Raw genomic sequence first — 23,441 nt, forward strand, 5'->3', positions numbered from 1 at the left:
GCGGACCTTGGGGCCCGTCTATTTTCGCAGTTTGAAAGTCAGAGCTCGGGCCGGGTCAGGGCCGCGTAGGTGAAGGTGCGGGCCTTGGCGCGGAACTCGCCGGAGATCGGATCGGCGAAACGCTGGATCAGGCCGACGAAGATCAGGTCGTTCTCCGGATCGATCCAGAACCAGGTGCCGCCCATACCGCCCCAGGCCAGGGTCCCGCGTCCCTCGACCGATCCCATCCGGCGCGGATCCCTCATCACCGAGAACCCCAGGCCGAAGCCGAAGGCCGGGTTGAAGGGCAGCAGGCGCAGGGGATGGGAGGTCGCCAGAACGGCGTCCGGAATGACGTTGGTCGACATCAACTCGACCGTGACCGGCGCCAGGATGCGCACGCCGTCCAGCTCGCCCTTGTTCAGGATCATCTGGGTGAAGCGGGCGTAGTCGCCGATCGTCGAGACCAGTCCGCCGCCGCCGTCCTCGAAGGGCGGAGGGGCGATGAAGCCGTTGATCGGCGCGTTCAGGACCTCGGTGACTTCCTTCAGCCCGCCCTGGGCGTCGTCCTGATAGAAGGTGACGAGACGATCGGCCTTGTCGGGTCCGGTCTGGAAGCCGGTGTCGACCATGCCCAGCGGGCCGAAGATCCGGGCCTGCAGGAAGTCGCCGAACGTCTGGCCCGAGAGGCGACTGACGATGACGCCGAGGATGCCCGAGGCGATGGAGTAGAACCACTCGCCGCCCGGCTGGAACATCAGCGGCTGGGCCGCGACCTTGTCGACGAAGGCCTGGGCGCCGTCCGGACGCGCGATCCCCTCGACGAAATAGGCCTTCTCCAGCGGATGGTAGTCGGGAAACAGGCCGTAGCCGAAGCCGGCGGTGTGGCTCATCACCTCGCGCAGGGTCGGGGGGCGTTTGGCCTCCTCGATGATCATCTCGCCGTCAGGACCGACGCCGGCGCAAACCTTGAGGGCTGCGAATTCGGGAATGAATTTGGTCACCGGATCGTCGAGGACCCAGTGGCCCTCCTCGAACAGGATCATCATGGCCGTCGCCGCGATCGGCTTGGTCATCGAATAGATGCGGAAAATGGCATCGGGGCTCAGGGGCGTCTCGCCGCCCAGCACGGCCGAACCGTGGGTCTTGAAGGCCGCGACCTTGCCGTGCCTCAGGATCAGGGTGGAGACGCCGGCGACACGGCCCGCCTCGACCATCCCGGCCATATAGTCGTCCAGGCGTCCCAGTCGGGCGCTGTCGAAGCCCAGGTCCTCGGGACGGGCCGCGACGGGGAAGCCGGCGACGTCAGCCATGGGGTGTTCCTGCTTTTCGCTCGGCGGCACGGGATTCGCAGATGGCCATGAATCCGCCGGCCATGAATTTCGCCATCCGCGCCTTGATGGCTTCGAAGTCGTCGGACTGGCACAGGCCGCCCGACAGGTGATCGATCCGGCCGGTGCGGGCCAGGCTCAGGGTCAGGGCGCCGGTGACGAAGTGGTAGCCCCAGAAGATGTCTTCCTCGGCCGCGTCCGGCATCGCCTTCTTGAGCAGCTCGATCAGCTGCAACACGACGGGATCGAAGTTTTCCCACATCACCGCGGCGCCCCAGGCCGGGGTGTTGTTCAACTGACCGCCCAGCGCGCCGTAGTTCCGCCAGCCCTCGCCGCCCTCGATGTAGAGGTCCAGATCGGTATCCAGAAAGGCGCGCAGCGAACCCTCGACCGTGGGGTGGTCGCCGGTCTCCTCGGCATAGCGCGTCATCGCCTCGACCCGGCGGCCGATGGTGATCGGCGCCTTGCGGCGAACGACCTGAAGGAAGAGATCCTGCTTGTCTTCGAAATAGTAGTGCATCAGCGAGGTGTGGACCCCCACCTTCTGCGCCACGTCCTTCAGCGTCACGCCATACAGGCCATGCTTGGAGAACAGCTCCTCGGCCGCATCCAGCATCTGCTCCAGGCTCTCGGCGCGCTGCTCGGCCTTGGACCGGCCCTTGGGACGGGCGGCGGTCTTGGGAGCCTTCGCCTTGGCGGCGGAGGACTTGGCGGCGGCTTTCGGGGCGGCGGCTTTCGGGGTCGTCATGGCGCGGGTCTCGAGCTCGGGCGGCGGCGCCCGATTCGCGAGCGGCCTGTAAGGATCGATGGTCATCCTAAGGCCTGCCCGTAGTCCGCGCGAAGCCGCGTCTTGTCGATCTTGCCGGTGGCGGCCAGGGGCATGGCCTCGACCTGCACCACCCGGTCCGGAATCCACCAGTCCGCGACCTTGCCCTTCAGCGATTTCAGCAGGGCGCCGTTCTCGACCGCATGGCCCTGACGCGGCTCCACCACCAGCAGCGGCCGCTCGCCCCATTTGTCGTCGACCCGGGCGATGACGGCGACCATGCCGACCGATGGATCGGCGCCGATGATCTGCTCGATGTCGACAGGGTTGATCCACTCGCCGCCCGACTTGATCAGGTCCTTGGACCGGCCCGCCAGCGTCAGTGCGCCGGTATCATCAATGATGGCCAGATCGCCGGTGTCGAACCAGCCGTCGGCGTCCAGCGCCGGGGCGGGGGCCTTGAAATACTGGCGCGCCACGCTCGGTCCCTTGACCTTCAGGTGGCCGACCACATTGCGCTGCTCGGGCAGGGCGACGCCCTCTGCGTCGGTCAGCAGCATGTCCAGGCCCATGGCCGGGCGGCCCGAGGCCAGGGCGACCTCATCGGGCGGCGACAGGGTGCCCATGGGCGACAGCTCGGTCATGCCCCAGCTGGTCTGGACGCGGACGCCGAGACGATCTTCCATGCGGCGGATCAGGCTCTCGGGCGCACCGGCGCCGCCCAGGATGATGCGCTCCAGCGTCGGAACCTGCAGATCGTTGGCCTCGACATGATCCAGCAGGCCGATCCAGACGGTCGGCACCCCGGCCGTGACGGTCACGCCTTCGCTGCGGATCAGATTCGCCAGGCTGGCGCCGTCCATCAGTCGTCCGGGCAGGACCAGGGTCGACCCGACCGAGGGCGCCGAGAAGGGGAATCCCCAGGCGTTGGCGTGGAACATCGGCACGGTGATCAGGGCCACATCCGACCGCGACAGGGCCAGACAGTCCGACTGCAGCGAACGGATGGTGTTCAGATAGTTGGAACGGTGGGTATAGAGCACCCCCTTGGGCGCTCCCGTCGTGCCCGAGGTGAAGCAGAGGCCGGCCGGCGTCTGTTCGTCGAACCCGCCCCAGGCCGGGCGGTCGTCCGAGCCCTCGATCATCGCCTCGATGTCGAGGTCGTCTCCCTCCAGCGGATCGCCGTCGAGGATGATCAGTTTTTGCAGGCTGGGGCAGCGCGCCATCAGGGCGCGTCCGACCTCGCCCAGACTCGAGCCGACGGCCAGGACCTTGTCCTCCGCCTGATCGATCATCGAGGCCAGATGGTCGGCGGTCAGCCGGGGATTCAGGGTGTGGCAGACCATGCCGACCCCCATGGTCCCGTACCACATCTCGAGATGGTGCCGGGTGTTCCAGGCCAGGGTCCCGATCCGGTCCCCGGGCCGCAGGCCGAGGCTCAGGAGAGCGCCCGACAGCCTGCGGCTCCGGTCCAGCGTTTCGGCGTAGGTCTTGCGAGAGACCCCGCCCGGATCGGCCGAGACCACCTCGACCGACCCGTGCCATTTGGCGGCGTGGACCAGGAACTTGTCCACGGTCAGCGCATACTCCTGCATCGACCCCACGCCGCCGTACTCCACTAGAAGTTCTTCGTCAGACGGAGGCCGTACTGACGCGGCGCGCCGGCGTAACGCAGGCCCGCCTTGATCGAGGCGACGTATTCGAGGTCCGTGAGGTTGGTCGAATAGGCCTGCAGCCTCCAGTCGCCCGTGTCGTAGGTCAGCTGGGCGTTGACGATGTCGCGTTCCTTCAGCTTGTCGCCGAGGGCCTCGTTGGCGAAGATCGTCGTCCAGGTCTCGGAGATGTGGCTGTAGTCCACACGCGGCGTGAGGGTCGCGTTGCCGATCTGGAAGGCGTATTCGGCGCCCAGGCTCACCGTCAGCTCCGGCGCATGGGTCTGGGCGTTGCCGTTGAGGTTCACGCAGTTGCCGCTGGCGGGGCCGGTGTTCTGATCGCAGGCTCCCGTCCGAGGCCGACGCGGATCGGCGCCGTAGAAGTCACCCAGTTCCGAGTGCGACAGCGACAGGCCGGCGTCGAAGCCGAAGCCGCCGAACCGTCCCTGGGCCGAGGCTTCCAGACCGTAGATCTTGGTGTCGCCGGTGACGTTCAGGATCGAGGTGATCGAGGCCGTCGTCGGGTCGCCGATGATGATCTGGAAATTTTTGTAGATGTCATAATAGGCGCCGAGCTGGGTGCGCAGGTGACCGCCGAACAGGGTGGCCTTCCAGCCGGCTTCGAAGTCGTCGACATCCTCGCCGTCAAACGCCTTGGGCGGCACGAAGGCCAGGTTCGGGCCATTCAGGCCGCCGGCCTTATGGCCGCGCGCGTAGAAGGCATAGAGGAAGTTGTTGTCGTCGAGCGTCCAGTTCAGGGCGATCTTGCCGGTGAAGGCGTCTTCCTCGTAGCGGTCGTTCTGGACCAGGGCCAGGCCCAGCAGAGGCGCGGCGAACTTGGCGTTATTTTCCACCGTCGAATGGGTGTAGCGGCCGCCGACCTGCAGCTCGAGCGCGTCGGTTAGGTCATAGCTGATCTGGCCGAAGCCCGCCGCCGTGGTCTTGGGATTCTCGCCGTCCAGGATGGTGTCGTACAGGATCGGCAGGGTGGCCGAGACGTACTGGGTGGTGACGAACTGGCCGGGAGGGAAGGTGATCAGGTCGTCCTGGTAATAGGCGCCGACCACCCACTTCAGGCGGCCGTCATCGGGCGACACCAGGGTGAACTCCTGCGACAGCAGGCGCTGTTCGACCTTGTCGTAGAAGCTGAAGGGCAGGGTGGCCGTACCGTCCAGGTCCGAGCGAACCATGGTGGTGCCGTACTGGGCGCCCGAGATCGACCGCAGGGTCACGCCGTTGGCGAACTCGTAGCTGACGTTCAGGACCGTCCGCGCGGTTTCGTCCTTGGCGGCGTACGGGCCGTTGGTGGCGATCGTATGCAGCGGCAGGGTCGAGTTGTAGGGGCTGGCCGGATAACCGCCCATGTCGTTGATCGTGTAGTCGCTCTTGAGCAGGACCCGCAACTGGTCGGTCGGTGTCCACAGCAGGCTGCCGCGCACGCTCTTGGAGTCCAGGACGCCCGGACGGCCGCGCGACGGCGTCCCGATGACGTCATAGAAGCTGTCGCGGTTCTCGCTGTTGAAGGCGAGACGGGCGGCCAGGGTGTCAGTCAGCGGCAGGTTGATCGCGCCCTGCAGGCGGAAGTCGTTGTAGTTGCCGGCCTGGGCCGTGACATAGCCGCCGAGGCCGCCGAAATCGGGGTTCTTCTCGGTGATGAAGACCGCGCCGCCGGTGGCGTTCTGGCCGGCGAAGGTGCCTTGCGGACCGCGCAGCAGTTCCAGGCTCTGGATGTCGAAGAAGGGTTCGTTCTGGAAGTAGGCGGGGAAGACCGCCACGCCGTCGCGATAGGTGATGACGCCGACGCCGATCGAGGAGCTGTTCTCGGTCTTGCCGATGCCGCGGATGTTGAAGCTGTTGCCCTGGCCGGAGTTCTGCACCGTCACTGACGGCATGGAGAACTGCAGGGTCTCGATGTTGGAGACGCCCTTGTTCTGCAACTCCTCGCCGCTGAGTACGGCGGCCGCGACTGCGGTGGTCTGAAGGTTGGTGGTGCGTCGTTCGGCGGTGACCACCACGTCGCCCAGGGTCGTGGCCTGGTCTTCAGGGGCGGTCGGTTGGGCCTGTTGGGCGTGAGCCGCGCCGCACCACAGCAGCGCGGCGACGGACGTCGAAATCCAGAGCTTCCCGGACATGGGGCTAGCCTCCCTCGTTTGCGTTTCCTCGGCGATCTGCGTCGCCATCGACGATGAACGTCACACCGAAATTTGCTTTCGTCAACGCTCATTCAATCGCGAGTGAAGATTTGACGTTTGCTGCATTGCGGGAGCAGACTGGGCTCTCAACCGACGCGGGCGAAGACCCGGGCGGCCAGGATGGAGACAGACGGAATGCCCAATTCGGATCACCCCGAAGACCTCCCCATGCCCATGGGCATGGTCGATCATCTCGATTCCGCGGGCTTCGGTCCGGGAGAGGAGGAACTGGCTTTCGCCCGCGCCTACGTCGCCGACGGGGAGATGGATCCGGCCGTTCTGGCCATGCTGTCGGACCCCGAACGCGGCGCGCGAAACGAGCGCCGCAAGGCCTGGCGGATGCAGCGCGACTGGCCTGCTCTGAGCCAGTATCGCGAAGACAATGCGGCCCGCGCCGGGACCGCTGTCGACGTTGTTTTCATGGGCGATTCCCTGACCGAGATGTGGCGTGTCGCCAATCCCGACCTGTTCGAGGGCGGCCATGTCAATCGCGGCATCAGCGGTCAGACCACGCCCCAGATGCTGCTGCGCTTCATGGCCGATGTAATCGCCTTGAAGCCCCGGATCTGCCACCTGATGGCCGGGACCAATGACGTCGCGGGCAATACCGGACCGAACACGCCGCGGGACTTCAGGAACAACATCCTGGCCATGCTGGATCTGGCCGGGGCGCACGGGATCACGGTGATCCTCGCCAGCCTGCCGCCCTTCGCCACCCTGGCCTGGAGCCCCGCGCTCGGCGACGTCAGCGCCCGGGTGACCGAGCTGAACGTCTGGCTGAAGGCGACGGCGGTCGAGCGCGGTCTGGTCTTCGCCGACTATTTCGCCGCCCTGACCGACGGCGCGGGCCGGATGCGGACCGACTTCACCCGCGACGGCGTCCATCCAACGCGGCGCGGCTATGAGGCGATGGAGCCGGTGCTGATCGACAGCTTGCGACGGGCAGGCTGAAACGCAAGGAGGCGGACCCTGCGGCCCGCCTCCTGTCGGCTAAATCGTGATCGCTCAGTAGCTGTTGGCCGCCGAGATGATCGCCTTGGCCGTTTCTTCCGGGGCGATCAGCATGGCCAGGTGGCCGGCCTCGACCGGGACGACCGTCGAATGCATCTGCTGGGCGAACAGCATCTGCAGCGGGGCCGGGATGATGTGATCCTGCTGCGAGACGACGGAGAAGACCGGGCGCGTCGACCAAGCGGCGGTGTCGCCGATGGCGTTGTCGTTGACGCCGTGGAAGGTCGGGTGCTGGGTCGCGTGCAGCATCTCCTGCTCGCCCTCGGGCAGGCCGGTGGCGAACTCGGTCTTCCAGGTGCTGATCGGCCAGGTGACATAGCCGCCGGCGTCGGCGTGCAGGCTGGCGAACCAGGCGGGCAGGGGGAAGGCCGACAAGATCGAATTGACTGACTGGCCCGGCTTGGGCGCGAAGGCGGCGACATAGACCAGGGCCTTCACCTTCGGATTGTTGCCGGCCTCGGTGATCACCACGCCGCCGTAGGAGTGGCCGACCAGGATGACGTCGCCGGCCTGATCGTTGATGACGCGGGTGGTGTTGGCGACATCGCCTTCCAGCGAGGACAGCGGATTCTGCACCGCGACCACGTTCAAACCGGCGGCCAGCAGATAGGGGATGACCCGGCTCCAGCTGGTGCCGTCAGCCCAGGCGCCGTGGACCAGAACCACGGTCTTCTTGGCGGGAGCAGCCGTCTGGGCGTTGGCCGAGACGGCGGTCAGGCCGCCAAGCGCGATCAGCGCGGCGGCCAAAAGGGTACGAAGCGTCCTGAACATTGGGGAGAAGCCCTTCCATGGCTCCCGGTCCCGCGCCGTGCGGTTCCCTGTGGAGTTGAATCCCTTATAACGCGGTTAGGCGACGGAAGCTTGTCTGTTACCGGACTTGAACGACGATTGTCGGGGAGAGCCATGACCAAAGCGACCGACCGCACGGTGGTGCTGATCCACGGCCTGTGGGTCACGACGGACTCCTGGGTGGGGTTCCGCGAGGCATGGGAGGCGGCGGGCTGGACGGTGGTCGCACCCACCTGGCCCGTGCTGCGCGGAAGGGCGGCGGTCGAGATCAATGCTGCGCCGCCTGCGGAGCTGGGCGGGCTCAGCATCGGTCGGATCGTCGATGCGCTTCAGACCGAGATCGAGCGTCTTCCCGGCAAGCCCCTGCTGGTCGGCCATTCGTTCGGCGGGCTGTTCACCCAGATGCTGCTCGACCGGGGCGTGGGCCGGGCCGGGATCGCAGTGAACCCGGCGCCGATCGGCGGGGTCTTGCACGGCTGGCTGACCCTGACGGCCGCCCTGCCGGTGATCCTGCGCTGGAACGGCTGGAATCGGCCCTATGCCTTCACCCGCAAGCGTTGGGCCGACCGTTTCGCCAACGGGGCGCCGCCGGAGACGCAGAACCGGGCTTTCGACACCTACGTCATTCCGACCTCGGGCCGGGTCTTTTATCAGGCCGCCTTCTGGGCGGGGACGCGCATCGATCCGCGCCGCCGGACCCAGCCTCTGCTGATCACCTCGGGCGACAAGGACCGGCTGGTGACGCCCTATCTGTCGCGAGCGGCATGGCGCATCCAGAAGCGCTCGGCCGCGAAGACCGACTTCCTCAACTTTCCCGGCCGCTCGCACCTGCTGCTGGCCGAGCCGGGACGGGAGGAGGTCACGCGCCAGCTGATCGACTGGGCCGAGGCCAACGCCTGAGGCTTAAGGGTGCGCCGCCGTCAAGGTCCGGACCCGCGTCAGGGCGTTTTCGCGCAAGGCTCCGTAGAACAGGCCGTAGTCGTTCAGGTGATAGCTGCCGAGGGTGCGGGCCAGCGGGTCGCTGTAGGCGGCAGGCGAGTCCTTGGGCAGGTCGACTTCCAGCATGCCGTCATGGCAGCGTGCGCCGGTCAGGTGCGGAAGCAGCGGCGCCATGGTCGCGGCGGCCGTCGGGAAGGGATCACGGGGCAGGGGGATGCTGCCGGGATTGGCCTCGGGCCCGGCGGCTTCCGGGCCATGCCCCTCGACGCGCCAGGTCAGGGGATTGACGCAGACGGCCGGCGCCTGGTCCTCGTTCTTCCAGGCTCCGCGCCACCAGTAGGTCTTGTCGTGGAGGATGATCCGCGCCGTCAGGCTACCGGGCTTGCTGGAGTTCCAGGTCAGGACGCAGCCGGTCTGGTCGGCCGCGTCGCACAGCGGCAGACCCAGCTCGGGGAAGGCGTCGGGTACATAGCCGCCGATCAGATAGGCGACCACCAGCCGGTCCTGCAGCGGCGTGCCCAGCACCTGCTCCTGCAACAGACGGATGGCGTGGATCACCCCCTGGCTGTGGGCGGCGATGATGAAGGGGCGCCCGTTATTGCGGTGGGCGATGAAGTCGCGGAAGGCAGCAGCGACGTCCGCATAGGCCAGATCGACCGCCCCGGTGTCGCCGAGCCCCCGTAGGGACGCCTGCCGATAGTGGGGCGCATAGATGCGGCAGCAGCCGTTGAAGGCGCTGGTCTGGCCCATCAGCACCGCCCGGTTCAGTGGCGCGACGGCGTCCGAGGCGTCCCATGCCGCGTTCCAGGTCTCGCTGCCCTTCACGGTGGTCGGATGGACGAAGAAGACGTCGGCGGGCGCAGCGGCCTCATCGACGACGGTCAGTCCGGCGGGCGCGGATCGCTCCAGCCCGTTGCGCCCGGGCAGAGCCAGCCACGCCTCCGCCCTTGTGTAGTCGGGCGCGGGTGGAGCGAGAGCCAGATCGAACGGCTTCGAGGGCCCGCCGCCGCATCCGGCGAGGACGATCGCGGCGGTCATCGCGGCGGCCCCGAAAGCCCGCCGCGACGCCCGGCTCACGCCGCCGCTCCCGAGGTCCGATCGTTCCAGCAGCGCACCGCGATGTCGGACGGCGTCAGGTCGCCGGCAGCCGTGACCGTGATGGTTCGCCGTTCGTCCGCAGCCATGTCGAAATAGCTGTCGCTGAACCGCACATCGGCGCGGTCGGACACCAGATGCACAAAGGCCAGCCAGGTCTTCGCCGACAGCTCCACCGCCAGCTCGCGCGGCCCCACCTGCCGGACCTCGACTTCCGGCCGCGCACCCTGCGACAGGGGCAGGCGCATGACCGGGGCGAACAGTTCGCGGTTCGCCGGGAACAGGTCCTCAGGCGAGTGCACGGTCAGGACCAGATCATCGGCCACCGCGACCTCGCCGTGCCAGACCAAGGCTCCGGTGTTCGGGGCAACGGTGAAGTCCGCCTCGACCCGCCATTCCGACCGGCCGTCCAGATGCGTCAGGGCGATCCCGGCCTTGCCTGACACGGGCTCCAGCCGATCGTTCGTGACCCACAGTTCGGCAACGCCGTCCTCGACCCGGAAGGAAGCCATGACCGGGGCGAAGGCGCGGCGCACCGCGAACCAGCTGGCCTTCTGCGCTCCGTCATAGTCGACCAGTGACCAGCTCACGCAGGGCCAGCAGTCGTTGAACTGCCAGATCAGGGCGCCCGAGCAATGCGGCGTCCGGCGGCGGAAATGCTCGATGCCGAACTTCAGCCCCTCGGCCTGGGTCCATTGGGTGAAGTCGACATAGTCCTGGAGGGTCGTCGCCGGGCCCGTGACGGTGAAGATCATGGCGTCGGCCTTGCGCGCCTCGTCCTTGATCCGGGCGAGGAAGCCGGGGCTGTCGGGGGTCAGGTCGGCGGGGTCCATCCAGCGCTTCAGGGTCGCCATGGCCGGGGCGGCCTGGATGCCGAACTCACTGACGAACCGCGCCTTGTCCTCGGCGTAGCGGGTGTAGGCGATGCCCTCCGGGCTGACCTCATAGGCGCCGATCATGGTGTCGTCGGGGATTGGCGGCAGGCCGTGCCAGACGGTCCAGTTGTGCACGTCCCCTGCCCGCATGGTGTTCGGATTGGATCCGCCCCACGGGCTGCCGGGGCGATACAGGGCGTTCGGATCGAGCCGGCCCAGCACCTCGGGGATCAGGTCGTCATAGAGGGCGGTTCCGGACAGCCGCACGGGATCGCCGCCCTTGTCGGTGTTGATCCGGTTCATCGCCTGGCTCTCGTTGTTGCCGCACCAGACGGCGAGGCAGGCGTGGTGGCGCAGGCGGCGCACCTGCTCCTCGACCTCGATCTTCACCGAGGCCGCGAACTCGCCTTCCTCCGGATAATGGGCGCAGGCGAACATGAAGTCCTGCCAGACCAGCAGTCCCTTGCGGTCGCACAGATCGTAGAAGGCGTCGGGCTCATAGACGCCGCCGCCCCAGACCCGGATCATGTTCATGTTCGACGCGACGGCGTCGTCCAGCAGCCGGTCGTAGGGCTCCGACGCCAGGTCGCCGACGAACGAGGAGGCGGGCACCCAGCAGGCGCCCTTGATGAAGATCGGCCGACCGTTCAGCACGAAGCGGAAGAAGGTCGTGCCCGGTTCGTCCGGGTCCGGAGACTCGTCCAGCGCGATCGTCCGGATGCCGACGGACTGTGTGACCTCGTTCACCAGCCGGTCGCCGTCGGACAGGCGCACGGTCAGGCTATAGAGGGGCTGTTCGCCGAGATCGGCCGTCCACCACAGGCGGGGACGGTCGATGTCCAGGGCGCCCGAGGCGTCGCCCGGCTGGCAGGTTCGGCTGAAGACGACCGCGCCGTCGGGATCGGTCAGGACCACCTCGACCACCAGGGCGGCGTCATGGGGCGCATCAACAGTGAGGTGGACGCGGGCGCTGTCTGCGGAGACGGACAGGGTCTCGAAGCGGACCTCGTTCAGCCGGGCGCGCGCGCGGGTCTCGATGCGGGCCGCTTGCCAGACGCCCACGGTCGGCAGGTCGGGGCCCCAGTCCCAGCCCCAGCCGAACTGGGCCTTGCGGATCTGGTTGCGCTTCGAGACGCTGACCCGGTCGGTGAAGGCGGTCCAGACGGGCAGTGGGCGGTCGACGACGGCCAGCGCCGGCGGATCGAAGCGAACGGCGACGGTGTGGGTTTCGCCGGGCGTGATGTGGGCCCCGATGTCGAAGGCGTAGCGCCGGAACATATTGTCCGTCCGGCCCAGCAACCGCCCGTCCAGATAGACGGAGGCGAAGGTGTCCAGGCCGTCGAAGACCAGCTCAGTCACCGTGTCCGCTTCGGCGGCGGGGGCGACGAAGGTGGTCCTCTGCCACCACTCGCGATCCCGAACCCAGGCGGCCGGGTCCTCGTTACGCCCCTTGAACGGATGCTCCAGCCGGCCGGCTGCGATCAGGGCCAGATAGGCGTCGCCGGGCGCCGGGACCGGCATCCAGTTCTCGCCGCCGTCGGCCGCGCCCTGTCCGGGTTCGAAGTCCAGAAGCTCCCAGCGGTCCAGCAGCACCGGAGCGGCCCCGCTCATCGGCTCTTCTCGACGTCCTGGATGAAGCGGTCGACCTCGGCGTTGGCGCGCTCTCCGGCGCCGACGAAGTAGTTGTGGCCGATGTCCTGGAAGGTGACGAGCCGGGCGTTGGGCAGCATCTCCGACATCTTCTTGCCGGCCTCATAGGGGACGGCCAGATCCTGGGTGCCGTGCAGCACCAGCGCCGGGAGCTTCACCGCCGCCACCTCCTCCGGGGTGATGGAATAGTCGATGATGGCGTGGCTCTGGGCGATAACGCCGGTCATGTTGAACGGGTCCTTGTCCAGCATGACCTTGTCGCGGGCGATGGCGTCGTCGGGCGCCGCATCGCCGTATCCGCCCTTGTATTTGGCCGGCTTGGCGAAGGCCTTGAGCAGGGGCAGGGCGCGATAGATCAGGCTGATCAGCCATTTCGGACGCGGCGGAATGTCGGGCGTCTTGGCCATGGTGCAGCCCAGGATCAGCGACCGGCAGCGCTCCGGATAGCGGGCCCCGAACTCCAGGGCGATGCCGCCGCCCATGGAGACGCCGTAGACGTGGGCGCTCTCGATCCCGGCGGCGTCCAGCACCTTCAGGGCGTCGGCGGCCATTTCGGAAACGGAGGTCTTGCGCCGCGTCCCGCTCTTGCCCGTGCCCTCGTTGTCGAACGACACCAGCCGGTACTTGTCGCCGAACGCCTCATAGACCGGGTACCACATGGCCGAGGAATAGCGGTGGCCCATGATCAGCAGGATCGGCACGCCGTCGCCGCGTTCTTCCCAATGCAGCTTGATGCCGCCGTTCGAAATGAAGGGCATTCGGTCTTCCTTCTCTGCCGCCAAAAGGCGTTCGCGTTTCCGGTGGCGATCTGGCGTCGCCTGAAGCCATGCATCCCACCGAAAGGCAGCCTCGTCAATCTTCACTCGCGATTGAATGAAAGTTGACCGACCTCGATTTCGGTGGAACATCTTATGCCATGGCGACGTCAGATCGCCGAGGAAACCGGCCCCACCGCGCGGGCCCCGGAAAGGCTTCAGTTCCATGGCTCGCACCCTGATCGTCGGCGTCGGCATGATCCCCTTCGCCAAGCCCGGCCAGAGCGCCGACTGGGACGTGATGGCCGAGCAGGCCATTCGCCTCGCCCTGACCGATGCAGGCGTCAGCTATGAGCAGATCCAGCAGGCCTATGCCGGTTACGTCTATGCCGACTCGACCGCCGGACAGTCGGCCCTCTATCGCGTCGGCTGCACCGGCATCCCGATCGTCAACGTCAACAACAACTGCTCGACCGGCTCCAGCGCCCTGTTTCTGGCGCGCCAGATGATCGAGGCGGGCGCCGTCGACTGCGTCCTGGCCTTCGGCTTCGAACAGATGCTGCCCGGCGCGCTCGGCGCCGTCTTCACCGACCGCAAACGGACGCTGGACCATCACCTGACCGCGCAGGAGCGCATCCTCGGTCAGGACGATACGTCACCGCTCGTCGCCCAGCAGTTCGGCGGCGCGGGCCTCGACTATCAGCAGCGCTACGGCGCCGCGGACGAGGTGTTCGGCATGATCTCGGTCAAGGCGCGTCGCCACGCGGCGAACAATCCCATGGCCCTGTTCCGCGATCCGATCTCGCTGGAGGAGGTGATGGGCTCGAAGCATCTCTACGGCCCCCTGACCCGCTATCAGGCCTGCCCGCCGACCTGCGGCGCGGCGGCGGCGGTGCTGGTCTCCCCGGCCTTCACGGCGAAGCACGGGCTGAAGGCGGAGGTCGCCATCCTCGGCCAGGCCATGACCACGGACTATGCCGAGACCTTCACCGGCCGGTCGATGATGAGCGTCGTCGGCTACGAGATGACACGCGAGGCCGCCCGCGCGGTCTACGAACAGGCGGGCGTCGGCCCCGACGACATTCAGGCCGTCGAACTGCACGACTGCTTCACCGCCAATGAGCTGATCAGCTACGAGGGCCTGGGCCTCTGCGAAGAGGGCGGGGCCGAGCGCTATATCCGCGATGGCGGCAACACCTACGGCGGCCGCCACGTCGTGAATCCGTCGGGCGGCCTGCTGTCCAAGGGCCATCCGCTCGGCGCGACCGGTCTGGCCCAATGCTATGAGCTGACCCAGCAGTTGCGCGGCGCGGCTGATCGGCGGCAGGTCGAGGGCGTGCGCCACGCCCTGCAGCACAATCTGGGTCTCGGCGGCGCCTGCGTTGTCACCCTTTACGGCCGCGCCTAGGCCGCCGTCACCGCCAGCAGCAGGCGGCGGAAGCCGTCAGCAGCGGCGACCGTCGCGGGCACGTGAAGGCAGCGCGCGTCGTCTTCCTCGACGTGGTGATAGCGGTGGATGCCGAACACTCCGGCGGCGGGGGCGTATCCGGCCTTGATCACCTCATCCAGCTCCCCCGCCGACAGGACGGCGCTGGACACCGGCGACTCATAGCCGAGCTGACCCGCGAACACGCTTTGCGCCACCGGCACCAGCTCGGGCGAGATCGACAGCACTCGCTGGGCGTCGACATTGGGCAGGGGCGTGAGCACGCCGGGCAGCTCGCGCCAGTCGCGCGCCGCGACATTGGCCCCGAGATGCAGCCAGAAGCGGGTCGCCTCGACCGGGGGGGCGATGGCCTTCATGGCCTCGGCCGCGCCCAGATATTCGTACTCGTGCCCGGTGTTGCAGATCAGGGCGAGGTTGTAGTCGGGCAGGGCGGTGGGGGCCCAGCGGGCGATGTCCAGCCAGGCCGCGACGCCGCCGCCGCGCTCGGCCGCGCAGCCGAACCAGCCGGACCGGGGCGTCGAGACGGCGATCCATTTCGCCTTGCCGCGATCCATCCGTCCCACGAAGTTGAACGCGTCGCGGCGGCCGCCCTGACCGTCGAGAACCAGCGTCACATCCTTTCGCTCGAAGGCGGCGGCGAGGAAGGGCTGGGCCTTGTCGGGCGCCAGCAGGGCGACCGGGCCGGGGAACATCGGCTGGCGGCCGTCGGCGTTCAGCGCGATCACCTTGCCGGTCGGGCCGTTGGTGATGGCGACGACCGCCTTCGCCCCGGCCGCGAAGGCCGCGTCGATCGGGCCGCGAACGGGGCGGGGCAGGGCCGAGGACCAGCGGGCGAAGGACAGGTCGACGAGGGCGATCGCGCCCTGCAACGAACCGGTGAAGTGACCGGCGACGTCGACGCGGACCAGCGGCCCGGTCATGCCCTCAGGCCTGGTCGGGGTCACGATGGGCTGCGGATAGACGGGGACGGTCGTTCCCTCCAGCGTCAGCTCGGCCTTGGTCGCTTCGAAGAAGGGGGCCTGGAAGATCTGACGCTCGACGGCGTATCCGGCCTTCTCGATCTCGCCGGCGAGCCAGTCGCCGCAAGCCGTGTCGCCGGGACCGCCCGCGCGCTTGTTGCCGAAGCCGACGTACTTCTGCAGATCCGCCTCAATGCTCGTGGCGTCGGGCCCTGCCGTTGCGGATGCCGGGACGCCGGACGCGGGAGCGGCAGTGGCGCAGGAGGCGGTCATGGCCGCTCCGCCGAAGGTCGCCAGGGCGCCGGCGCCGAGGAAGGTTCGTCTTGAGGCATCGATCATCGCGGTCGCTTTCGTTGATCCGGAACGCAGGATGTTCAGGTTGGTCTCAACCCACCAGTCTTATCCGACCAGCCCCTTATTCGCCCGTCCGCCGAGGAACAGGACGCTGATGAAGGACAGGGCGCACATGGCCGACAGATAGACGGCGATGGGCAGGCTCGATCCGTATTCGGCGAACAGGGCCGTGGCGATGATGGGAGCCAGACCTCCGCCGACCACGGCGCCGACCTGATAGCCCAGGGAGGCGCCGGAATACCGCACCGACCTGGGGAAGAGCTCGGCGAACAGGGCGGCCTGCGGCCCGTACATCATGCTGACAAAGGTCAGCTGGACGGTGACGGCGGCGAAGATGAGCAGGGGCTCTTTCGTCTCGATCAGGGGGAAGACGGCGAAGGCCCAGGCGCCCGACAGGAAGGCTCCCCACAGGAAGACGCCCAGCCGCCCGAAGCGGTCCGAGGCCGCGCCGCAGAGCATCAGGATCGGGATCATCAGGGCGCTGCCGGCCAGCACCGAGAACAGCAGGACGTCCCGGTCGATCTTCAGCGTCGTCGAGCCATAGGCGATGGCGTAGGTGATGGCGATGTAGAAGCAGACGTTGTTGGCCACGAAGGCGCCGCCCGCCAGCAGCACCGTCCGCCAGTGGCCAAAGATCACCTCCAGCAGCGGCGAGCGGCGGCGTTCGGCGGGTGCGGCATCCGCGGGTTTCTCCGTTTCGGGCTCCTGGATGCTCAGGTGGATGATCAGGCCGATCAGGATCAGGCCGACGCTGAGCACGAACCCGATGCGCCAGCCCCAGGTCAGGAAGGCGTCGTTCGGGGTCAGGGCGCTGACGATCAGGAAGACGGTATTGGCCAGGACCACGCCCAGCGGCACCCCGATCTGGACGAAGCTGCCGTAGAAGCCGCGCTTGTTGGCCGGGGCGCTTTCGATGGCGAGCAGGGCCGCGCCGCCCCACTGGCCACCCACAGCCAGCCCCTGCAGGAACCGCAGGGCCACCAGGGCGAGGGGCGCCAGGACGCCGGCGGTCTCATAGCCGGGCAGCAGGCCGATGATCGTCGTCGCCAGCCCCATCAGCAGCATGGCCACGACCAGGGCCTGTTTGCGCCCATGGGTGTCGCCGTAGTGACCGAACAACATCCCGCCCAGCGGCCTCGCCACGAAACCGACCGCGAAGGTGCTGAAGGAGGCGATCTGGGCCACGAACGGCGGCAGGTCGGCGGGGAAGAACAGGTGCGGAAACACCAGGGCCGCGGCCGTGCCGTAGATGAAGAAGTCGTACCATTCCACCGCGGCGCCCGCCGAGGCCATGACGGCGACCTTGAGGCCGGGCTTTTTGCCGGTTTCATCCATGGCGGACATCGCTCCCTGCGGGTTTCCTCGGGGCGTTCTGACGACGCCTTCCGTCCCTGGACTTTCGGCCGGGTCGCACGGCAGTGTCAACCAATTGTACAACAAAACAAAGATTATTGTTCGTCTCTATTGATAGGAAATCTATCCGGTATGTCAGAATATGCCTTCTCTGTAGCCTCTCGCTATTAGCTTGGCTTCAAGTGGTCGCTTCAAAATGTCGTAACGCAACAAAAGAAGGATTGTCGTACAATCTTGACAGCCTCCGGAGGCGGGAGGATTGTCCGGCTCAACCGGCGTCAAAAAGCCGGCATCGATAAATCATGGGAGAGGTAACAAGGCATGGTTCGTTTGCTCGCGTGCCCGTCTGCGGCTCTGATCGCGGCGATGGTCCCCGGGGCGGTGTTCGCCCAGACGGCGGCCCCGGCTCCCGCACAGGCGCAGTCTGAACAGTCCACCAGCGTGGGCGACGTCGTCGTCACCGCCCGTCGTCGCGAAGAGGCCGTCCGCAACGTGCCCTCGACGATCACCGCGCAGGGCGCTGAAGCTCTGGAACAGAAGAGCCCGATCGAGGGCGTGGGCGACCTGCTCCAGCTCGTCCCGGGCGTGCGCTTCAACGGCGTCCAGTCCGAGAACCTGGCCGAGGTTTCGGTGCGCGGTTCGGGCACCCAGCGCGCGACCAGCGCCGACTCGGCCGTGGGTCTGTTCGTCAACGGCGCCTACGTTGGATCTTCGACCCTCGGCGGCCGCAACTTCAAGCGCGTTGACTACTTCGACCTGGCCCGCGTCGAGGCTCTCGAAGGCCCGCAGGGCGCCCTCTATGGCCGAAACTCCGAGTTCGGCAGCATCAACATCGTCCTGAACCAGCCTGTCTTCCGCAACGGCGGCCGCGTCTCGGCGACCTACACCGACGACCTCGGCCAGGTTCAGCTGAGCGGCATCGTCAATCGTCAGGTCACCGACAAGGTCGCGGTCCGCTTCGGCGCCCAGGTGACCGGCCAGGGCGGCGGCATCTATTACAATCCCAATCAAGACAAGTACTACGACCACACCGACGGCTATATCGTCCGCGGTCAGATCCGCTACAGCTCGGGTCCGCTGGACGTGAACCTGATGGTCGATGCGCAGGACATGAACCTGCCGACCTTCGTCAACCAGTGGGTCGTGCCGGCCGGGCGTATCGCTACCCTGCCGCAGGGCTATACCGGTCCGCGCTATGACGTCGGCTCCGACGTTCCGAACGATCTGCACCAGACCGTTCAGCGGGCGATGCTGACCGCCAAATATGATCTCGGCTGGGCCCAGCTGACCTCGACCTCGATGGCGATGCAGTACCACTCGGTCCAGAATTTCGCCGCGGCGATCGATCTGGCGACCGAGGCCAGCTTCCAGCAACAGGGCTGGATCGGCCTGTATCCGCTGGGCGGCACCCGCACCGACGTCAAGGACCAGACCCTCTATCAGGACCTGCACCTGACCGGCGACGCCATGAGCGGCAATCTGCAATGGCTGGCCGGCATCGAGGGTCTCTGGCAGGACGACGACTACAACCGCGACATCCGCACCAGCCCCTGCGCCCTGACGGCGACCTCGGGCATCTGCGGCGGCACCCCGACGGTTCCGGTCTGCTACAAGCTGACTCCGACGGCGGCCAACTGCCCGGCGACATTCCCCCTGGCCTTCGGCACCCGCCGCGTCGTGCCGTCCGAATATCACTCGGCCGCCATCTATGGCTCGATGAAGTACGACATCGGCCAGCTCTCGCTCTCGGGCGAGCTGCGCTACTCGAAGGACAACAAGACGGCGTCGCAAACCGACTACCGCCTCTACACCACCACCCTGGTGGGTACGCCCTCGACCTATGAGTTCGACGAGGACAACGTCTCCTGGGCCGCCTCGGCCAGCTACAAGCTGAGCCCGACCTCGCTGATCTACGCCCGCATGGGCACCGGCTATCGCGCCGGCGGCGTCAACAACGGCTCGACGGTCGCTGTGGCGCCCAACCCGCTGCAGCCGACCTACGGCAACGAACAGACCACCAGCTATGAGGCCGGTCTGAAAACCAATCTGACGCGCAACATCTTCTTCCGTCTGTCGGCCTATCAGTCGCGGACCAAGGATGCGATCGCCCTGGTCACCGACGGCTGCACGGTCACCAACGCCTGCCTGCAGGCGGCCACCAACTTCAACATCAACGGCGGCACGATGGAGGTGAAGGGTGTCGAGGCCTCGCTCGACGCCGCCTGGCAGGTCGCCGACGGTCGCCTGACCCTGGGTCTGAACGGCGCTCATCAGGATGCGAAATGGGACGAGGTTGCGGCGGTCGCCGGCGCGCCGATCCTGGACAGCATCGTGGCCCAGACGCCCGAGTGGACCTATTCGGCCAACGTCAACTTCCGTCATCCGCTGGCGACGAACATGAGCGGCTTCGTCAACGTCGCCTGGAACGGTCAGGAAGGCGGCGGTCAGGACACGGTCACGACCTCCACCCCCTTCATCCCGCTGGAGACCGTCAGCAACGTCGACTTCCGCACGGGGATCGACATCCGCCAGATCGAGGTCGCGCTGTTCGTCAAGAACGTCACGAACCAGATCATCCCGGTGCTCAAGCTGCAGCAGGTCGATATCCCGCTGGCCAATCGCTACACCCGCCCGAGGACCTGGGGTCTGACCGCCACCTACCGCTGGTAAGTCCGAAAGGCTGCTTCCTCCCCGGAAGTCTCGCCGCCCCCGTTTTGCGACGGGGGCGGCGATTTCGTTTGGGCGGAACCCAGGCTTGGAGTTCGGGACAAAAAAGACCGGGACCGAAGTCCTGCGACTTCGATCCCGGCTAAAGGGCCTCCGGGAGAGGCCCTCAGGCTGGACGTCGGAACGGCCCTCAGGTCAGGGCCGAATAGATCAGGGTCTTCAGCTCACGCCGGATCGGATAGAGCATCGAGGGGCTGAGCTGGGTCATGAAGACCATGTGCAGCTTTTCGACCGGATCGACGAAAAAGGCCGTGGTGAACATCCCGCCCCAGTAGAACTCGCCGGGCGAGCCGGGGATCATGGCGCGGGCCACGTCCTGGGTCACGGCAAAGCCCAGGCCGAAGCCGACGCCGCCGTTCTGGGTCTCGCTGAACAGCGACTGCGACATGGTCGACAGGTCCGACCGGTTCGGCAGATGGTTCATGGTCATCAGCTCGATGGTCTTGCGGCCGACGATGCGCACCCCGTCCAGCTCGCCGCCGTTGCCCAGCATCAGGCAGAAGCGGTGGTAGTCGAGCGCCGTCGAGACCAGACCGCCGCCGCCCGAGAGCAGTTTCGGCGTCTGCAGGTACATGCTGTTTTCGCCGCGATCGTACATGACGCGTCCGGCCGGCCCGGCGAACATATAGCAGTCGGTCAGCCGGTCGGCCTTGTCGGCCGGGACCATGAAGGCGGTGTCGTTCATCTTCAGCGGGGCGAAAATCTTCTCGGCGAAGAAGCGGTCCAGGCGCATGCCCGAGACCCGCTGCACGACGGCGCCGAGGACGTCGGTCGAGACCGAATAGTTCCAGGCCGAGCCCGGCGAGAACTCCAGCGGCAGCTGACCAAGTTCGTCAATGAACTGATCAAGATCCGCTTCGCCATACCAATTCTCGACCGGCCCGGCGTTGGACTTCTGGGTGCGGTAGGCCGCGTCGATGTTCGAGCGGTACTGGAAGCCGTAGGTCAGGCCCGAGGTGTGACGCAGCAGGTCCAGCATGCGCATCGGCTCGGCCGGCGCCTTGGTGACGAAGGGCAGACCCGCGCCGCCGCCGTTATAGACGCCGACGTTCCTGAACTCGGGCAGGATGTCTGCGACCGGGGTATCGACCGCGACCTTGCCTTCCTCGACCAGCATCATGAAGGCGATCGAGGTGATCGGCTTGGTCATGCTGGCGATGCGGAAGATCGAGCCCTCGTCGATCGCCTTGTCCGAGCCTTCGCGCGCGGCGCCCTGGCTGGAGAAGTGGACGATCTCATTGTCGCGGCTGATCAGGATCTGCGCGTGGGGCAGGCGGCCCGTATCGAGGTAGCGTTCCTTCAGGAAGCCGTCGATGCGGCTCAGGCGGGCGGCGTCGAGGCCGTGTTTTTCCGGGGATTTGATCTGCATCTGATTTCCTTCCTCGCCGCCCGGCCTCCGCTCTCGTTCGCCGTCACGGCGCTGGGCGGAGGTCTGGAAAGCTTCGTTTCGACTTCAACAGGACGCCGCGGCCAAGCTCAAGGCCGCGAGTTTCTGTAACACCACAGCGCAACAATTGTCGTACAAAAATTTTGACAGCGGACGGCTTTCGGCCGATGACAGGCGCAGGGCCGCCGTCAGAATGCGACCGTCAAAACGGGAGGTGCGGAGTTGATCGAACTCTATCATTGCGTCGATGCTCGCTCGTTCCGCGCCCTGTGGGCGCTGGAGGAGCTGGGGCTGGATTACCGGCTGCACGTCCTGCCGTTCCCGCCGCGCGTCCTGGCTCCCGAATACCTTCAGCTCAACCCGCTCGGCACCATTCCGCTGCTCATCGACGGCGATGTGCGAATGACCGAGAGCGCCGCCATCCCCCAGTATCTGGCCACCCGCTACGGACCGTCGCCCCTGGCGGTCGACGTGAGTGAAGCCGATTACGGCCCGTGGCTCGACTGGCTGCACCGCGCCGAGGCGACCTTCACCTTCCCCCAGACTATCGTGCTTCGCTACACCCAGCTGGAGCCGGAAGAGCGCCGTCTCAAACAGGCCGCCGACGACTATGCCCAGTGGTTCCTGTCGCGCCTGCGTTACCTCACCCGCGCCCTGTCTGACGGCCGCGAATGGCTGTGCGCCGGGCGTTTCACCATGGCCGACGTCTGCGTCGGCTATGCCCTGCTGTTCGCCCGCGACCTGAACCTCGATCACAAATTCAGTCCCGAAATCCAGGCCTACTGGGACCGCCTTTCGGCGCGTCCCGCCTTCAAGGCCGCCCAAACCGCTCAAGATCTGGCCGCGCAGACCGCGGCCGCTTCTGACCGTGAGGAGATCGCATGACCGATACGCCCGCGCCCAACCAGACGACTCTGGTCCCGACCGCCCCGACCTACAGCCGCGGCTATGCCAACCTCGTCCTTCTGATGCTGTTGGTGGTCTATACCTTCAACTGGCTTGACCGGCAGATCCTCGGCATCCTGGCCCCGGCCATCAAGGCCGACCTGCATCTGTCGAACACCCAGCTGGGCATGCTGGGCGGGATCGCCTTCGCCGCCCTCTATTCGACCCTGGCCATTCCGCTGGCCGTCGTCGCCGACAAGACCAGCCGGACCTGGGTCATCACCCTGTCGATGATTGTCTGGTCGGGCTTCACCGCCCTGTGCGGTCTGGCCAGCGGCTTCTGGACCCTTTTCCTGTTCCGCCTTGGCGTCGGGGTGGGCGAGGCGGGCGGCGTCGCCCCCAGCTATGCCCTGATCTCCCAGTATTTCCCGCCTGAGCGCCGGGCCCGGGCCATCGCCATCTACTCCATGGGCATCCCCGTGGGTCTGGCCTGCGGCGTCCTGTTCGGCGCGGCCATCGCCAAGGCCGTCGACTGGCGCTGGGCCTTCATCACGATCGGCATCGCCGGCGCCCTGGTCGCACCGGTATTCCGCCTGATCGTCAAGGAACCGCCCAGGGCGCCCGTCGCCGAGCGCGTTCCCGTGGGCAAGGTCTTCGCCGTCCTGACGAAGAAGCCCAGCTTCTGGCTGTTGGCCTTTGCCTCGGCCATGAGCAGCACCGCCGGTTACGGCCTCGCATTCTGGACCCCTTCGCTGCTGATCCAGACCTTCAAGTTCGACCTGACCGTGGTGTCGTTGTTCCTGGGTTCGCTGCTGCTGATCGGCGGCGTGGCGGGTGTGCTCCTCGGTGGTGTCCTCGCCGACCGGCTGGGCAAGGGCGACAAGGGCGCCTACGCCTGGGTTTCGTCGCTCGCCTGGTTCGTCACCGCGCCGCTGTTCATCGCCGGCTTCCTGTCGCCTTCGCCGATGATCGCCTGGGCGGCTCTCCTGATCCCCAATGCGCTGAATGTCCTGTTCGTCGGCCCCGTCATGACCGCGACCCAGCATCTGGTCCCGGCCCAGATGCGGGCGACGGCGGCGGCCAGCTTCCTTCTGATCAACAATCTGATCGGCATCGGCGCGGGCTCCTGGCTGCTGGGCGGGCTCAGCGATGCGATGAAGCCCCACTTCGGCGACGAGGCTCTGCGCTGGTCGGCCATCGCCCTGGTCTGCCTCTACTTCGTGGCCTCGGGCCTGGCCCTGCTGGCGGTCAGGCCGCTGCGCAAGGACTGGGTGGACGAACCGGCCGCCTGACTC

The 23,441-nt window shown here is 67.0% G+C and carries 17 protein-coding genes; 6 read left to right on the forward strand and 11 right to left on the reverse strand.

The window, feature by feature from the left end; translation table 11 throughout:
- Window positions 1–38 precede the first annotated feature (38 nt).
- From AC1ROD_RS05235 to AC1ROD_RS05250, 4 genes are all read right to left on the reverse strand, one after another.
- Complete coding sequence (locus AC1ROD_RS05235) at window positions 39–1,292, reverse strand: serine hydrolase domain-containing protein (protein ID WP_492947192.1); 1,254 nt, start codon at window positions 1,290–1,292, stop codon at window positions 39–41.
- Window positions 1,285–2,058: a TetR/AcrR family transcriptional regulator gene (locus AC1ROD_RS05240; protein ID WP_492947193.1), complete on the reverse strand. Its 774-nt coding sequence runs from the start codon at window positions 2,056–2,058 to the stop codon at window positions 1,285–1,287. The genes AC1ROD_RS05235 and AC1ROD_RS05240 overlap by 8 nt, the downstream gene beginning before the upstream one ends.
- Before the next feature lie 62 nt (window positions 2,059–2,120).
- Window positions 2,121–3,671, reverse strand: a complete 1,551-nt coding sequence (locus AC1ROD_RS05245) for an AMP-binding protein (RefSeq protein ID WP_492947736.1) — start codon at window positions 3,669–3,671, stop codon at window positions 2,121–2,123.
- Window positions 3,672–3,694: 23 nt separating this feature from the next.
- On the reverse strand, window positions 3,695–5,860 hold the full coding sequence (locus AC1ROD_RS05250) for a TonB-dependent receptor (RefSeq protein WP_492947194.1): 2,166 nt from the start codon (window positions 5,858–5,860) through the stop codon (window positions 3,695–3,697).
- 195 nt (window positions 5,861–6,055) lie between these two features.
- Between AC1ROD_RS05250 and AC1ROD_RS05255 the strand changes: the two genes are divergently transcribed.
- Entirely contained in the window at window positions 6,056–6,871 is an 816-nt protein-coding gene (locus AC1ROD_RS05255; protein WP_492947195.1) for a GDSL-type esterase/lipase family protein, read from the forward strand.
- 54 nt (window positions 6,872–6,925) lie between these two features.
- Here AC1ROD_RS05255 and AC1ROD_RS05260 read toward each other — a convergent pair whose 3' ends face one another.
- Window positions 6,926–7,702: an alpha/beta fold hydrolase gene (locus AC1ROD_RS05260; protein WP_492947196.1), complete on the reverse strand. Its 777-nt coding sequence runs from the start codon at window positions 7,700–7,702 to the stop codon at window positions 6,926–6,928.
- 132 nt (window positions 7,703–7,834) lie between these two features.
- Here AC1ROD_RS05260 and AC1ROD_RS05265 point away from each other — a divergent pair, with 132 nt between their 5' ends.
- Window positions 7,835–8,620, forward strand: a complete 786-nt coding sequence (locus tag AC1ROD_RS05265; protein ID WP_492947197.1) for an alpha/beta hydrolase — start codon at window positions 7,835–7,837, stop codon at window positions 8,618–8,620.
- A gap of 3 nt (window positions 8,621–8,623) precedes the next feature.
- Here AC1ROD_RS05265 and AC1ROD_RS05270 read toward each other — a convergent pair whose 3' ends face one another.
- The 3 genes from AC1ROD_RS05270 to AC1ROD_RS05280 are packed head-to-tail and all read right to left on the reverse strand — an operon-like array spanning window position 8,624 to window position 13,037.
- Window positions 8,624–9,697: a DUF3089 domain-containing protein gene (locus AC1ROD_RS05270; RefSeq protein ID WP_492947198.1), complete on the reverse strand. Its 1,074-nt coding sequence runs from the start codon at window positions 9,695–9,697 to the stop codon at window positions 8,624–8,626.
- A 35-nt stretch (window positions 9,698–9,732) separates the two neighbouring features.
- Window positions 9,733–12,240 (reverse strand): beta-mannosidase, encoded by a 2,508-nt coding sequence (locus AC1ROD_RS05275; protein WP_492947199.1) that lies wholly within the window; start codon window positions 12,238–12,240, stop codon window positions 9,733–9,735.
- Entirely contained in the window at window positions 12,237–13,037 is an 801-nt protein-coding gene (locus AC1ROD_RS05280; RefSeq protein WP_492947200.1) for an alpha/beta fold hydrolase, read from the reverse strand. The genes AC1ROD_RS05275 and AC1ROD_RS05280 overlap by 4 nt, the downstream gene beginning before the upstream one ends.
- A 223-nt stretch (window positions 13,038–13,260) precedes the next feature.
- On the opposite strand from AC1ROD_RS05280, the gene AC1ROD_RS05285 reads away from it, so the two are divergent.
- Window positions 13,261–14,442 (forward strand): lipid-transfer protein, encoded by a 1,182-nt coding sequence (locus AC1ROD_RS05285; protein ID WP_492947201.1) that lies wholly within the window; start codon window positions 13,261–13,263, stop codon window positions 14,440–14,442.
- Here the strand turns inward: AC1ROD_RS05285 and AC1ROD_RS05290 are convergent.
- A complete protein-coding gene (locus AC1ROD_RS05290; RefSeq protein WP_492947202.1) occupies window positions 14,439–15,779 on the reverse strand; it encodes a hypothetical protein in 1,341 nt (446 codons plus the stop codon). The two genes, AC1ROD_RS05285 and AC1ROD_RS05290, sit on opposite strands and share 4 nt — an antisense overlap.
- 60 nt (window positions 15,780–15,839) lie before the next feature.
- Window positions 15,840–17,138 (reverse strand): MFS transporter, encoded by a 1,299-nt coding sequence (locus tag AC1ROD_RS05295; RefSeq protein ID WP_492947203.1) that lies wholly within the window; start codon window positions 17,136–17,138, stop codon window positions 15,840–15,842.
- A gap of 330 nt (window positions 17,139–17,468) precedes the next feature.
- Here AC1ROD_RS05295 and AC1ROD_RS05300 point away from each other — a divergent pair, with 330 nt between their 5' ends.
- A complete protein-coding gene (locus AC1ROD_RS05300; protein WP_492947204.1) occupies window positions 17,469–19,817 on the forward strand; it encodes a TonB-dependent receptor in 2,349 nt (782 codons plus the stop codon).
- A 187-nt stretch (window positions 19,818–20,004) separates the two neighbouring features.
- Here AC1ROD_RS05300 and AC1ROD_RS05305 read toward each other — a convergent pair whose 3' ends face one another.
- Window positions 20,005–21,243: a serine hydrolase domain-containing protein gene (locus AC1ROD_RS05305; protein ID WP_492947205.1), complete on the reverse strand. Its 1,239-nt coding sequence runs from the start codon at window positions 21,241–21,243 to the stop codon at window positions 20,005–20,007.
- Window positions 21,244–21,483: 240 nt separating this feature from the next.
- Between AC1ROD_RS05305 and AC1ROD_RS05310 the strand changes: the two genes are divergently transcribed.
- Both AC1ROD_RS05310 and AC1ROD_RS05315 read left to right on the forward strand, forming a co-directional pair.
- Complete coding sequence (locus tag AC1ROD_RS05310; protein ID WP_492947206.1) at window positions 21,484–22,146, forward strand: glutathione S-transferase family protein; 663 nt, start codon at window positions 21,484–21,486, stop codon at window positions 22,144–22,146.
- Window positions 22,143–23,438: a spinster family MFS transporter gene (locus AC1ROD_RS05315; protein WP_492947207.1), complete on the forward strand. Its 1,296-nt coding sequence runs from the start codon at window positions 22,143–22,145 to the stop codon at window positions 23,436–23,438. Before AC1ROD_RS05310 ends, AC1ROD_RS05315 begins: the two co-directional genes overlap by 4 nt.
- Window positions 23,439–23,441 lie beyond the last annotated feature (3 nt).

The organism is Brevundimonas sp. GW821-FHT12E07, from assembly GCF_058807035.1.